Origin of the sequence: Pseudomonas fluorescens (assembly GCF_004683905.1) — a bacterium.
Lineage (GTDB): Bacteria > Pseudomonadota > Gammaproteobacteria > Pseudomonadales > Pseudomonadaceae > Aquipseudomonas > Aquipseudomonas putida_A.
The window spans coordinates 918,040-931,604 of the sequence record NZ_CP038438.1; the positions used below are offsets into that span (position 1 = coordinate 918,040).

The 13,565-nt window shown below is 59.2% G+C and carries 9 protein-coding genes; 4 read left to right on the forward strand and 5 right to left on the reverse strand.

The genetic code is table 11. The features are described from left to right. The first annotated feature begins 4 nt into the window (after positions 1-4). On the forward strand, positions 5-1,738 hold the full coding sequence (locus E4T63_RS04080) for a PTS fructose-like transporter subunit IIB (protein ID WP_135294942.1): 1,734 nt from the start codon (positions 5-7) through the stop codon (positions 1,736-1,738). A 173-nt stretch (positions 1,739-1,911) separates the two neighbouring features. Continuing rightward, a complete protein-coding gene (locus E4T63_RS04085; RefSeq protein ID WP_134785419.1) occupies positions 1,912-3,453 on the forward strand; it encodes an alkaline phosphatase D family protein in 1,542 nt (513 codons plus the stop codon). 16 nt (positions 3,454-3,469) lie between these two features. Here E4T63_RS04085 and E4T63_RS04090 read toward each other — a convergent pair whose 3' ends face one another. The 3 genes from E4T63_RS04090 to E4T63_RS04100 all read right to left on the reverse strand — a co-directional run bounded on the left by E4T63_RS04090 (position 3,470) and on the right by E4T63_RS04100 (position 9,579). Continuing rightward, positions 3,470-3,871 (reverse strand): endonuclease domain-containing protein, encoded by a 402-nt coding sequence (locus E4T63_RS04090; RefSeq protein WP_003221578.1) that lies wholly within the window; start codon positions 3,869-3,871, stop codon positions 3,470-3,472. 621 nt (positions 3,872-4,492) lie between these two features. Continuing rightward, on the reverse strand, positions 4,493-7,021 hold the full coding sequence (locus E4T63_RS04095) for a PepSY domain-containing protein (RefSeq protein ID WP_135294943.1): 2,529 nt from the start codon (positions 7,019-7,021) through the stop codon (positions 4,493-4,495). 236 nt (positions 7,022-7,257) lie between these two features. Next, a complete protein-coding gene (locus E4T63_RS04100; RefSeq protein WP_135294944.1) occupies positions 7,258-9,579 on the reverse strand; it encodes a TonB-dependent receptor in 2,322 nt (773 codons plus the stop codon). 207 nt (positions 9,580-9,786) lie between these two features. Between E4T63_RS04100 and E4T63_RS04105 the strand changes: the two genes are divergently transcribed. Together E4T63_RS04105 and E4T63_RS04110 are read left to right on the forward strand one after the other, a co-directional pair. After that, a complete protein-coding gene (locus E4T63_RS04105; RefSeq protein WP_135294945.1) occupies positions 9,787-10,467 on the forward strand; it encodes a Fe2+-dependent dioxygenase in 681 nt (226 codons plus the stop codon). After that, on the forward strand, positions 10,464-11,240 hold the full coding sequence (locus E4T63_RS04110; RefSeq protein WP_135294946.1) for a tetratricopeptide repeat protein: 777 nt from the start codon (positions 10,464-10,466) through the stop codon (positions 11,238-11,240). The genes E4T63_RS04105 and E4T63_RS04110 overlap by 4 nt, the downstream gene beginning before the upstream one ends. Before the next feature lie 17 nt (positions 11,241-11,257). Here E4T63_RS04110 and E4T63_RS04115 read toward each other — a convergent pair whose 3' ends face one another. Next, complete coding sequence (locus E4T63_RS04115) at positions 11,258-12,259, reverse strand: alpha-xenorhabdolysin family binary toxin subunit B (protein ID WP_135294947.1); 1,002 nt, start codon at positions 12,257-12,259, stop codon at positions 11,258-11,260. Between the two features lie 31 nt (positions 12,260-12,290). After that, complete coding sequence (locus tag E4T63_RS04120; RefSeq protein WP_135294948.1) at positions 12,291-13,355, reverse strand: alpha-xenorhabdolysin family binary toxin subunit A; 1,065 nt, start codon at positions 13,353-13,355, stop codon at positions 12,291-12,293. Between the last annotated feature and the right edge of the window lie 210 nt (positions 13,356-13,565).

Here is a 13,565-nt window from a genome sequence, read left to right on the forward strand (position 1 = left end):
TGTCATGAAATTAGCCATTGTCACGGCCTGCCCGAACGGCATGGTCACCAGTGTGCTGTGCGCCCGTCTGCTGGACGCGGCGGCCCAGCGTCAGGGCTGGAGCACCAGCGTTGAAGTGGTCGATGCGGCGCACCCGGAGCGCGAATTGTCGGCTGCCACCATTGAAGCGGCGGAGTGGGTGTTGCTGGTCGCCACCGGTGATGTCGACATGCGCCGTTTCGTCGGCAAGCGCGTGTTCCGCATCGCCCCGGCGCAAGCGCTGCAGGATGTCGAAGCGGTGCTGCGCCGTGGTGCGCAAGAGGCCGAAGTTTACCTCGCCAGCGAAGCCGTCCCGGTTGCCGCTGCGCCACGTGCGCCACGCATCGTCGCCATCACTGCGTGCCCGACGGGTGTTGCCCACACCTTCATGGCGGCCGAGGCGTTGCAGCAGACGGCCAAGCGTCTGGGCTATGAACTGCACGTCGAAACCCAAGGCTCGGTCGGCGCGAAAACCCCGCTCAGCGCAACGGCGATTGCCGAGGCTGACGTGGTGTTGCTGGCGGCCGACATCGAAGTCGCCACCGAGCGTTTTGCCGGCAAGAAAATCTACCGTTGCGGCACCGGCATTGCCCTCAAGCAATCCGAAGCGACGCTGAAAAAAGCCCTCGCCGAAGCTCAGGTGGAGAGCGCTGCGAGCGACGGCAAGGCGCCGGCCAAGCAAGAGAAAACCGGCGTTTACAAACACCTGCTGACCGGTGTTTCGTTCATGCTGCCGATGGTGGTGGCCGGTGGTCTGATGATCGCCTTGTCGTTCGTCTTCGGCATCACCGCGTTCAAGGAAGAGGGCACGCTGGCGGCAGCGCTGATGCAGATCGGCGGCGAAACCGCGTTCAAGCTGATGGTGCCGCTGCTCGCCGGTTACATCGCTTACTCGATAGCCGACCGTCCGGGCCTGGCGCCGGGGATGATTGGTGGCTTGCTCGCCAGTACGCTGGGCGCCGGGTTCATCGGCGGGATCGTCGCCGGTTTCATCGCCGGTTATGCGGCCAAGTTGATCAGTCGTTATGTGGCGTTGCCGCAGAGCCTCGAAGCGCTGAAACCGATTCTGATCATTCCGTTGTTCGCCAGCCTGTTCACCGGGCTGGTGATGATCTACGTGGTCGGTAAACCGGTCGCCGGGATGCTCGCGGCGCTGACGCATTTTCTCGACAGCATGGGCACCACCAACGCGATTCTGCTCGGCGTGTTGCTCGGCGGCATGATGTGTGTCGACCTCGGCGGGCCGATCAACAAAGCCGCGTATGCCTTCTCGGTGGGGCTGCTGGCTTCGCAGAGTTATGCACCGATGGCCGCGACCATGGCCGCCGGCATGGTGCCGCCAATCGGGCTGGGCATTGCCACGTTCATAGCCCGCCGCAAGTTCGCCCAGACCGAGCGCGAGGCCGGTAAAGCGGCGCTGGTGCTGGGGCTGTGTTTCATCTCCGAAGGGGCGATTCCGTTTGCCGCGAAAGACCCGCTTCGGGTGATTCCGGCGAGCATCGCCGGTGGTGCGTTGACTGGCGCGTTGTCGATGTACTTCGGCTGCAAACTGATGGCGCCGCACGGTGGCTTGTTTGTGCTGGCGATCCCCAATGCGATCAATCATGCGTTGTTGTATCTGCTGGCGATTGTCGCGGGGAGTCTGTTGACTGCTGTTGTCTATGCGATGGTCAAGCGTCCGGAAGCGGTGGAGCTGGCGCTGGAACCCGCCAAAGCCTGACACTGCAACACCCCTGTGGGAGCGGGCTTGCTCGCGAAGGCGTCGTGTCAGTCGATATCTTTTTAACTGATACACCGCTTTCGCGAGCAAGCCCGCTCCCACAGGGGGGATGTGTTGTCATGCCGGATTCATCATCCCGTGCTTAAGTTTTCCTTTTTTCAGGGAGAACACGCATGAGCGATTTCAATCCGGGGCGTCGGCGGGTCATGCAGGTGGTCGGTGCCGGGCTGCTGATGCCGGGGCTGGCGCCGGCGGTGATCGCGTCGGTCAAGGATCGGCCGCAACTTACCGACGGCGTGCAGTCCGGCGACCTGCAAGGCGACCGCGCGATGATCTGGAGCCGCAGCGATCGCCCGGCACGGATGGTGGTCGAGTGGGACACCCGTAGCCAGTTTCGCCACCCGCGCCGTGTAGTCTCGCCACTGGCCGATGCGCGCACCGACTTCACCGCCCGCGTCGAACTCACCGGGCTGCCCCCTGATCAGGCGATTTTCTACCGGGTGTATTTCAAGGACGCACAATCCGGCGTCGCCAGCGAGCCGTGGCTCGGCCATTTGCGCAGCGCTCCGAAGGCGCGGCGCAATATTCGTTTCGTCTGGAGTGGCGACACGGTCGGCCAGGGTTTCGGCATCAACCCGGACATCGGCGGCATGCGCATCTACGAATCCATGCGTCTGCGCCTGCCGGACTTCTTTATCCACAGCGGCGACACCATCTACGCCGACGGCCCGGTGCCGGCACAACTGACCACCGAAGGTGGACGTATCTGGCGCAACCTCACCACCGAGGCCAAGAGCAAAGTCGCGCAGACCCTTGACGATTATCGCGGCAATTATCGCTACAACCTGATGGACGAAAACATCCGCCGTTTCAACGCCGAAGTCCCGCAGATCTGGCAGTGGGACGACCATGAAGTGGTCAACAACTGGTCGCCGGGCAAGCAGCTCGACGAGCGTTATCAGGAAAAAGATATCCACACCCTGGTCGGCCGTGCGCGCAAGGCCTGGCTGGAATATTCGCCGATGCGTTTGCAGGCGGCAGACGGCGGCGGACGGATTTATCGCAAGCTCAGCTACGGGCCGATGCTCGATGTGTTCGTGCTCGACATGCGCAGTTATCGCGGGGCCAACGACGACAACCTCGGCGCGGCCAAACCGTTTTTGGGGCGCGAGCAACTGGACTGGCTCAAGCGTGGCTTGAAGCACTCCAAGGCGCAGTGGAAGGTGATCGCCGCCGACATGCCGATCGGCCTCGGCGTGCCCGACGGTGAAGTCAGCCCGGGTGTGGCGCGCTGGGAGGCCGTGGCCAACGGTGATCCGGGCCCGGCGCAGGGACGGGAGCTGGAAGTCGCCGAGTTGCTCGGTTTTCTGCGGGCGCAACAGGTACGCAATTTTGTGTTTCTGACCGCGGACGTGCATTACTGCGCGGCGCATCACTACCACCCGGATCGCGCGGCGTTTCAGGATTTCGAACCGTTCTGGGAGTTTGTCGCCGGGCCGCTGAATGCCGGGAGTTTCGGTCCTAATCCGCTGGACAGGACCTTCGGCCCGGAAGTGGTGTTCCAGAAGGCCCCACCCACGCAGAACGCTTCACCGTTTGCCGGCTTTCAGTTCTTTGGCGAGGTGAACATCGAAGGGCAGAGCGGGGAGATGAGTGTGGTGTTGCGGGATTTGAATGGGGTAGCGGTTTTCGAGCAGAAATTGCAGCCAGTTTGAAGATCAAAAACAACCCTCACCCCGGCCCTCCCGAAATGTCGGACCGCTTGGAGGGTGAGGGTGTTTTTCGATTCGCGGCAATTCTTGTGATTTGCTCCAGTACATCATCCATCTGCTGCATTACTTCGAGATTACTGAATCGCACAACTTCAATGCCCTGACGTTCCAGGAAAAGCGTCCGACGTTGATCGTGGATCAAGCCCGCTATTTCATAGTGTTGACCCCCATCCAGCTCAATCGCCAGTTTCAGCTCTACGCAGTAAAAATCCAGGACATAGGGCGGACATGGAAACTGCCTGCGGAATTTCAGATTGGCGACTTGGCGTGAACGAAGTTTTTGCCAGAGTAATTGTTCGCAATCGGTTTGGCTGCTGCGTAACTGGCGGGCGAACTGAGCGAGAGTGAGGCGATTTTGCATGCTTCACGATCCTTGTGAAGTGGCTGGAAATCTCACTGTAGACGAGGACCCTCACCCCAGCCCTCTCCCGGAGGGAGAGGGAGCCTACGGAGTTGTATCGAGTTGTACATCGACCTGAAAGACCGAGTCGATTATGGATTCGGTGAATCACCTTCATAGCGGCGTAATTCGGCATCCCCAATCAGCCCCCCTCTTTTTCGGGGAGAGGGAGCCTACGGAGTTGTATCGAGTTGTACATCGACCTGAAAGACCGAGTCGATTATGGATTCGGTGAATCACCTTCATAGCGGCGTAATTCGGCATCCCCAATCAGCCCCCTCTTTTTCGGGGAGAGGGAGCCTACGGAGTTGTATCGAGTTGTACATCGACCTGAAAGACCGAGTCGATTACGGATTCGGTGAATCACCTTCATAGCGGCGTAATTCGGCATCCCCAATCAGCCCCCCTCTTTTTCGGGGAGAGGGAGCCTACGGAGTTGTATCGAGTTGTACATCGACCTGAAAGACCGAGTCGATTATGGATTCGGTACATCACCTTCAGGTCGGCGTATTTATCCGGCATCCCCCAATCAGTCCCCTCTCCCTCCGGGAGAGGGTTAGGGTGAGGGGCTCTTTGGCTGAGTCAGTACACGTCGCGGCGATAGCGGCCCTGTTCGATCAGACGTTCGACTTCGGAGGTACCGAGGATGTCGTTGAGTGCCTGATCGACGCCGGCGGCCATGCCCTGCAGGCTGCCGCAGATGTAGATCACCGCACCGTCAGCCAGCCATTTCTTCAGTTCGTCAGCGGATTCGCGCAGGCGATCCTGCACGTAAATCTTTTGCGCCTGATCCCGCGAAAACGCCAGGTCCAGCCGCGCCAGATCACCATTGATCAACCACTCTTCCAGCTCCGCCCGGCAGAGGAAATCGTGCTGACGATTGCGCTCGCCGAACAGCAGCCAGTGACGCTGCTGACCGTCGGCGATGCGTGCTTTGAGCAGGCTGCGCAATCCGGCGAGGCCGGTGCCGTTGCCCAGCAGAATCATCGGCACCGGTTCGTTTGGCAAGTGGAAGCCACTGTTGCGCCGCACGCGCAGGCTGATGCTGCCGCCCACGGGCGCATGTTCGGTCAGCCAGCCGGAGCCGATGCCGAGGCTGCCGTCGCTGTGTTGTTCCTGACGCACGATCAGTTCCAGCACGCCGTCGGCGGCAATCGAGGCGATCGAGTATTCGCGCATGGCCAGCGGCACCATCGCATCCACCAGTGCTTGTGCATGCAGGCCGACCAGATGCGCGCGATGCTCGGGCAACTGGCGGCTGGCGAGGGCGATTTCCAGTGGCTCTTCGAGGCCGTTGATCTTCACCGTGGTTTCGCCACGAATGCCGAGGCCGTCGAGGAAGTGTTCGATCGCCCACGCACAGTTGCGCGGCAACACTTCCACCAGATCGCCGGCCAGCCAGCTGCTGGTGCTCGGCGCCTTCAGGCCTAACAGGTACACCGGCGAACCGCTGCTGTCCGGGTTCATCAGTTCGCGGCGCAGCAGTGTCCAGTTGTCGTAGCTCGGCGCTTGCCAGGTGTCGACCGGCGCTTGTCCAGTGATCAGGCCGAGTTGAGTCTGCCAGTGACGCAGGGCGTACGGGTCGCCGTTGTCGACTTCGACCGGGGCGAACAGGGTCTTGCCGCCGTGCTCGCCCAGCCACTGATGCAGGCGTCGGGCGAAACCGCAGAAATTCTGGTACTGGCGGTCGCCGAGGCCCAACACCGCATAGTTCAGGCCGTCGAAGCTTGCAGCGTTGCTCAGCACTTTGCGCTCGAAACCGCGGGCGCTGTCCGGTGCTTCGCCGTCGCCGAAGGTGCTGACCACGAACAGAGCGTTATTCGATTCACGCAGATCCTGCGCGCTGACGTTCGCCAGCGGCTGCACCTTCACCGGCAACCCGGCGGCTTGCAATTGCCCGGCGGTCTGCCACGCCAGTTGCTCGGCAAAACCGCTCTGGCTGGCGAAACCCACCAGCCATGCCGGTGTATCTGCGTTCGGTGCCTGAAGACCTTTGCGTGCGTCCTGAATCTGCTTTTTCTTGCGACGGCGATCCAGATACAGCAGCCATCCGGTGATGAAAAACAGCGGCATGCACACGGCGGCGAGGGTGACGATGATCCGTCCGACGAGGCCGAAATAGCTGCCGACGTGCAGCGCGTAAATGCTGGTCAACAGCTGCGCCTTGAAGCTCTTGTCAGCGTAGCGGTCGACGCGTTTGACCACGCCGGTGGCCGGGTCGAGGGTGATCTGGTTCAGCGCGCGATCATGCGGCGAGCTGTCGAGCAGGTAGAACACGGTCGCCGGTTGCCCGGCCACTGGCGGCATGCGGATGTTGTAGGCCGACAGGCCCGGGCCGGCAGCGCTGTAGATGCTGCTCCACATCGCCGCATAGTCGGCGGTCGGTGCCGGACCTTCTGGCGCCGCGCCGCGACCGCCGCGCACGCGCTCGTTTTGCGGCGCGTCGGAAAGCAGTCTGGTCAGGCCCTTGTTGTACCACTCGTACGACCAGGACAACCCGGTCAACGCCAGCAGCAGATACACCAGCAGGCACCAGGTGCCGGCCACCGAGTGCAGATCCCAGTTGAAGCTGCGGCCCTTTTTCTTCCAGTCGAGGGTCAGCCACACGCGCCAGCTGTTCCACTGGCGTGGCCAGCGCAGGTACAGCCCGGAGAGGCAGAAGAACAGCAGGATCAGGGTGCAGGCGCCGGTGATGTTGCGCCCGGTGTCGCCCATGGCGAGAAAGCGGTGCAGTTGCAGCATCAGGCCGAAGAAGTCCTGACCCACGGCGTCGCCCATGAACTCGCCGGTGTACGGGTCGAAGTAGCGCATCTCGCCACGGCGTTCGCCTTTGGGCGGGGTGAAGTAGACGCGCGCGGCGTTGCCGCTGTCGGTCTCGACCCAGAGCATCCCGACTTTCTTGCCGGAGTTCGCTTCGATGTGTTCCACCAGTTCGACTGGAGGCAGGACGCCAGCGACCTGTTTTTCCACCTGCAACACCGACGGGTTCAGCGCCCGCAGGATTTCGTCCTGGAACGAATAGGCGGCACCGGTAATGCCCATCAGGGCCAGCACCAGCCCGGCAGTGATGCCGAAAAACCAGTGCAACTGGAACAGGGTTTTCTTCAACACGTCGCTCGCCTTGTCCGTTCGAAAATTGTCATCACGGCGCGCATTATGCCGTGGGTTGTCGAGAGCTTCTTTGATTACGCACAAAGGCCCCGTTCAATCTAATGAACGGGGCCGGATCTGCTGATTGCATTAACTGTGGGAGGGGGCTTGCTCCCGAATGCGTCGTGTCAGTCGATATCTATTTCACTGACACATCGCCTTCGCGAGCAAGCCCGCTCCCACATTTAAAGCATCCATCAGAAGTGGAAGTTGGTGCTCAACAGCGCCGTACGGCCCGCCGCCTGGTTGGCGAAGTGGGTCGAGAAGGCTTTGTCGTAGTAGGTTTCGTTGGTCAGGTTCTGCACGTTGAGTTGCAGGTCGACGTTTTTGCTTAGCTTGTAGGCGGCCATCGCGTCGTAACGTACATAGGAATCGACCATCGTGGTGTTGGCCACGCTGCCGTAGACGTCGTCGACGTAGAACGCGCCGCCACCGAGGGTCAGCTTCGGTGTGACCTGATAAGTGGTCCACAGGCTGGCGCTGTTTTTCGGCGTGTTGGGCAACTCGTTACCGTTGTTGATTTTGTTGGCCGGCAGGTCACCGCCGTCCACCTGTTCGCTGTCCATGTAGGCGTAGCCGGCGAACACTTGCCACTTGTCAGTGATCTTGCCGCTGGCCGACAGCTCGATACCTTGCACGCGGGTCTTGCCGGCGTTCTCGTAGGAGGTGGTGTCGACTTGTACGCGAGCGTTTTCTTTCTCGGTGCGGAAGATGTCAGCGGTCAGCGACAGGCGATCGTTCAACAGATCCCACTTGGTGCCGAATTCGTAGTTCTTGGTGGTTTCCGGCTCCATGTCGCTCTTGAGCAGGTTGCCGTTGCGATCCGGGGTGCCGCCCAGCGGGTTGCCTTCCTGGCCTTCACCGAGGGTGTTGCCCGGTGGCGTCGCGGAGGTCGCGTAGGAGGCGTAGATGCTGCCGTTCGGTGCCGGTTTGTAGACCACGCCGAACTGACCGGTGACGAATTCGCTGGTGTCATCACCCTTGGAGGTGGTTGTGCCGGCGTTGTTGTAGGTCTTGTAGTCGGTGTCGAAGTGGTCGTAACGCAGGCCCATGTTCACCAGCCACTGCTCGGACAACTCCAGGGTGTCGAACGCATACAGCGCGTAAGTGTTGGCCTTGGTGTCGGTGCCGGCGTAGTTGCGCGAGATCGCGCCGTTCCACGGATCGTTCGGGTTCGGGTTCGACAGCGAGGTGCAGTTGTAGCCGCTCGATGCGCCAATCATCGACGGGGTGCAATTGGTGGTCGCGGCGCTGGTGCGCGGCGTGGTGTCAGTGTTGACGTTGTACGAGGACTTCTGGCCTTCCTCGCGGGTGTATTCGACACCGGTGGAGAAGCTGTTCTTGAAACCGGCGACGTAGAAATTGCCGAACAGATCAGTCTGGTTGGTGGTGGTCTCGGTGTTGCTGACCCGCGTGTTGGCACGGCGCCAGACGCTGCCATTGTTGACGTTGCCCTTGCTGTCGTCCGGCTGAGTCAGGATGTAATCCTGCATGCTGGTGCCGTGGCGCAGGGTGTTCTTGATGGTCAGCGAGTCGCTCAGGTCATGCTCGATGGCGAAGGTCGCGGTGTCGGTGCGGCCCTTGCGGAAGTCGCGATCCAGACCGTAGAAGTTGCTGTGATCACCACCGGCGTACGGCTTGTCCGGGTTGGACTTGGTGCGTGCCGCCGAACCACCGGCCGGGATGGTGTAAGGAATGCCCGAGTCCGGGGTGTCGTTGCTTTCCAGATGGTAGTAGTCGAGGTTGACGCGGGTGTCGGTACCCAGGCCAAACGCCAGGGACGGCGCGATACCCCAGCGATCGTAGTCGACCTTGTCGCGACCGGCGACATTGCTCTCGTGGCTCATCAGGTTCAGGCGGCCGGCAGCGGTGTCGCTGAACTGGTAGTTGCCGTCCAGGGTGTAACGCTGGGTCTGGTCGGAACCCCAGGTGAAACCACCATCAAACGAATTGCCCAGGTGCGCTTTCTTGCTCACCAGGTTGATGCTGCCGCCGGCTGCGCCACGACCGCCGATGGCGGAGTTCGGGCCTTTGCTGACTTCAATGTTTTCCACGGCGAAGATTTCGCGACTCTGCGAACCGGTGTCGCGCACGCCGTCGAGGTAGGTGTCGCCCTGGGCGTCGAAACCACGAATGAACGGACGATCGCCCTGCGGGTTGCCGCCTTCACCGGCACCGAAGGTGATGCCCGGCACGGTGCGCAGCGCGTCCTGCATGTTCAGGGCGCCGGTGTCTTTCAGGACTTGTTGCGGAATGACGGTGACCGAGCGCGGCGTGTCGACCAGCGGCGCGGTGTACTTGGGCGAGGAGGCTTTTTCGACCTGGTAGGACGTCGAGTCCTGCGCTTCGCCGGTGATGGCGGTAGCGTCCAGAGCGATGGCATTGCCGGAAGCTTTGCTGTCGGTCTTTTCCGCGGCGAAGACCATGTGCCCAGCAGAGCCGGCGGTGATGGCGACACCAATGGCCGAAGCAAGCAAACGTGGTGAACTGACCGGCAATTGAACCTGTTGACGTGACATTTTTATTCCCCTCCCCAAGGATTTGAGGTCGCGGAATATAGGGTAAACAGGTATTCGTATCAATTGCGAAACATTGTTATTCGCGACGAATTTACATTCTTTACAATTTAACCTTACGGTTTTTGCCGATTCATCCGTCGTGCGGGTTTTACACGGCCAATAAGAATCAATACCATTGGCACCCCTTTACCATCAGGTACGATCGCCATGCTGCTGCACATCCCCGGCCTGTTCGCCAAAGCAGAAGTGCAGCGCATCCGCGAGGCGCTGGAGCAGGCGGATTGGGCCGATGGCAAGATCACCGCCGGCTATCAGTCGGCCAAGGCCAAGCACAATCTGCAACTGCCGGAAGGCCACCCACTGGCCAAAGAAATCGGCGCAGCGATGCTCGAGCGGCTGTGGAAAAATCCGCTGTTCATGTCGGCCGCGCTGCCGCACAAAGTATTCCCGCCGTTACTCAACTGCTACACGGCGGGCGGTAGTTTCGACTTTCACATCGACAACGCCGTGCGTCAGCCCAAAGGCAGCATCGAGCGGGTGCGCACCGATCTGTCGGCCACACTGTTTTTCAGCGAACCCGAGGATTACGACGGCGGCGAGCTGGAGATCCAGGACACTTTCGGCACGCAACGGGTGAAACTGCCCGCCGGCGACATGGTGCTGTACCCCGGCACCAGCCTGCACAAGGTCAATGCCGTCACCCGCGGCGCGCGTTATGCGTCGTTCTTCTGGACGCAAAGTCTGGTGCGCGAAGACAGCCAGCGCGCCTTGCTGTTCGAGATGGACGGGGCGATCCAGCAGATCACTCAAGATATGCCCGATCACCCGTCGCTGATCCGCCTCACCGGCACCTATCACAATCTGTTGCGACGCTGGGTCGAGGTATGAGTTTTCAACTGCGGCGCGAAGAAGTACTCGACGGCGCCCAGCTCAACGCCATGCTTGAAGAAAGCCCGGCCCGTGCCGCGCAGGCGATTCTGCTCGCGGCCGGCCAGGGCATTGTTGAAGCGCAGGCGCTGCTCGGGCAGATCCTGCTCGATGGCCGTGGCATCGCTCAGGATCAGCCGCTGGCGCTACGCTGGTTTGGCATTGCCGCCGGGCAAGGGCATCTGATGGCGCGCAACATGCTGGGTCGTTGTCATGAGCATGGTTGGGGCTGTGTCGCCAATGCTGCGGTTGCCGCGCAGCATTACCGGGTCGCCGCAGATAATGGGCTGGACTGGGCGATGTACAACCTGGCCAATCTGCTCGCCACCGGGCGTGGGATTCCTGATGATCAACTTCAGGCACTGAACCTGTATCGACGCGCCGCTGAAGCCGGCCACGCCAAATCAATGAACCTGTTGGGACGTTATCTGGAAGAAGGGCGGGTGTGCCCGAGGGATCTGACAGCGGCACATGACTGGTATCGACGCTCTGCCGAGGGCGGCGATTTCCGCGGGCAGTTCAGTCACGCCGCGATTCTGGCCCAAGCGGGGCGAATCGAAGAGGCGCTGCAATGGCTGCGCAAGGCGCTGTTGCTTGGCAATGCGAAGTTCTTGCGCATCAGCGGCGAATCGCTGCTGGCATCCGCGCATCCGCAGATACGCGCCATGGGCGCCGAGTACCGTCAGCGCCTGGCGGCCCTCGACGCCGAGGTGCCTGCCCTCCATCAGTCATGAGGGGCAGGCGCCATCAGTCAACCGCGCAACCAGCGACCCTGTAGCGGGATCAGGTAATTGCGCAAGGCCTCGCTGTTTTGGAGCACTCGTCCACCACGCAGCTGAACATCTTCGTTCGGCGCAGCCATGACCGCAGCGAGAAACGCGGATAACGCGTCCGTCAGTTTGCCGGTCTCACTGACGTAGGTTTGCTGATGCGGCACAACCTTTTGCGTGTCGTTCAACTGGCGGGTCTTGTCGTCGTTTTCGCGCAGTTGTTTTGCCAAGGAGGCCACACGCTCCTCACGCTGGGCGAGGCGGGTCTGAATGATTTGCCGCGCCTTTATCAGGTCGTTGTACTTGATCAGCTCGTTGGCTTCGTCGAGAAACTTGTTGGCTACAATCAGTCCGGCTTCCAGCGCTGCACTTTCAGGGGTTTTTGGTTTGCCGCCGAAGATGGCCTTCAGTTGTGCGAGTAACGGTTTGATTCGATCAATGAATGTCAGCTTTTCAAACGCCGTGATCGCCAGATTGAGAACCGCCTCATCGTCTTTCAGTTGAGCCAGCGGGATACTTTCTGCACTGTATTCGCGGTCCAGACTGGTTTTGGCAACGGCCAACTCTTCAAGCCTGAAACGGTTATTACTGATGGTGATGCTCTGCACACCAAACACACCGTTGTGCAGTGACGAGTGCAAGCGGGTCATTTGCTCGGTGTTCAACTTGATCAGTTGCATGACAATCTGCGAATACACCTGGCGTGCTTTTTCGACGTCAGAGTTGGCATCATCACTCTTGATATTGGCCAGCGCTTGCAGGTTTTCGTGCAGTTCGTCAGTCTCCAGTGTCGAAATGGCCGAGGTGATGGTGTTGGCAGCCAGGAGATCCAGTTCACCGATGGCAGCGTTCAAACCGAGCAACTCATCGCTGAGGGCTTTGATATAAAGATTTGCAGAACCTACGATCGCCTGATAGCGGATAGCCTCGCGGCTTTCTTGCAGGCGAGAGAAGTCGGGTTGCATATAGGAAACAGTTGTCATGGATAATTCTTCCTTGTTGGTTAAGTGATTTTTAGTCGAAAGCGCTGATAAGCTGGTTTGCGTTGATTTGCACTGATTTCCAGTTTTTCAGAACAATGTTCAAACTTGATACAAAGCTTCTGAGCGTCAGAAACTCGTGCATATCCATGACTTTGTTCTGCGAGGAACTGATGTAATCGGTAATGGAGATCCAGAGTGTCTCCAGTTGCGAAGTGCTCTGGATAGCGCCCTCTACATATAGCGACATGCTATCCAGGCCCGCCTGGAACTCCATGAGTGTGCCGGCAAGGATATTTTTCTGCTTGACTTGCGCGGCCAGCAACTCTCGTTGCTCGAGCAAGGGCTTCAAATATATCGATTGTTGACGTTCGAGATGTTGATACCAAACCGACGGACTGCCGTTGATAGCAACGATAAAACCAAGAATGTGGTCGAAAAAGTTGGGTTCTGTTTCCTTGGCCTTTTCATCAATACGTTGCTGAGCCAGATCGATGGCCGCATTCAGCTCAGTCAACTGTTGGTTGATTTGCTCATCGCCGGCCAACTTCAATTTCTTGCCAATATTGACGGCAACCTTTTCGTTAAGATCAGTCTTGAAGTATTTCAGACGCTCGCTGACGTCCTGGCTGCTGAGTTTTTTCTGGTTGATCGAACTTGCGATGAACGCCAGCGACTCCTGAATGGAGCCAAAGCGGTTTTTCTCCTCTTTGCCGATTTCAAATGGCGGAAGTTTGTTTATTTCTTCCTCGGTCAGCGAATCGATGGTGCCAAGATAGTTGACGTAGCCCGGCATTGTCACGATGGCATTGATAATGTCCTGGCCGAAGCTTTCAAGGTCCTCCGAGAAAGTTGCGAGGCTACTGGCCACGCGTTTCATCGAGTATTCGATATCGGCCCAGGAGCTGGCGTTATTGATGATCGATATATAGAGTTCGACAATGTCGATCAGCTCGAGCCCGACAATGCCTGTCTGTTTTGTCTGTAATTGTTTTTCCAGGTCCTCGATGTTACGTGGCAATGTTTTGGTGGCGGAGACGTAGTTTTTGATTTTTCTGACGTCGTCTTTAGTGATAAGCGGGTTTTGGCTTGGTTGCACTTTAAATTCCCTTTAGGTGTGGTTTGAGTCCTCAGGGTAAATTCGAATTGGCATTTAAGTACATGTATTGAGTGTGACGGGTTGTTAGTTATTATTTGTGATTTTTGATATGTTTCGTATTGGCGCGAACTGTCGCCGCTGATTAAGTTTTGTTCTGAACGAGCAGGTCGTCGCTGTAACTAAATAATCGAGACTAATAATCGAGGGAAA

Coding starts and splice junctions, on each gene's coding strand:
- E4T63_RS04115 (WP_135294947.1), bottom strand. CDS start 12,259: ATGACAACTGTTTCCTATATGCAACCCGACTTCTCTCGCCTGCAAGAA.
- E4T63_RS04080 (WP_135294942.1), top strand. CDS start 5: ATGAAATTAGCCATTGTCACGGCCTGCCCGAACGGCATGGTCACCAGT.
- E4T63_RS04100 (WP_135294944.1), bottom strand. CDS start 9,579: ATGTCACGTCAACAGGTTCAATTGCCGGTCAGTTCACCACGTTTGCTT.
- E4T63_RS04085 (WP_134785419.1), top strand. CDS start 1,912: ATGAGCGATTTCAATCCGGGGCGTCGGCGGGTCATGCAGGTGGTCGGT.
- E4T63_RS04090 (WP_003221578.1), bottom strand. CDS start 3,871: ATGCAAAATCGCCTCACTCTCGCTCAGTTCGCCCGCCAGTTACGCAGC.
- E4T63_RS04110 (WP_135294946.1), top strand. CDS start 10,464: ATGAGTTTTCAACTGCGGCGCGAAGAAGTACTCGACGGCGCCCAGCTC.
- E4T63_RS04105 (WP_135294945.1), top strand. CDS start 9,787: ATGCTGCTGCACATCCCCGGCCTGTTCGCCAAAGCAGAAGTGCAGCGC.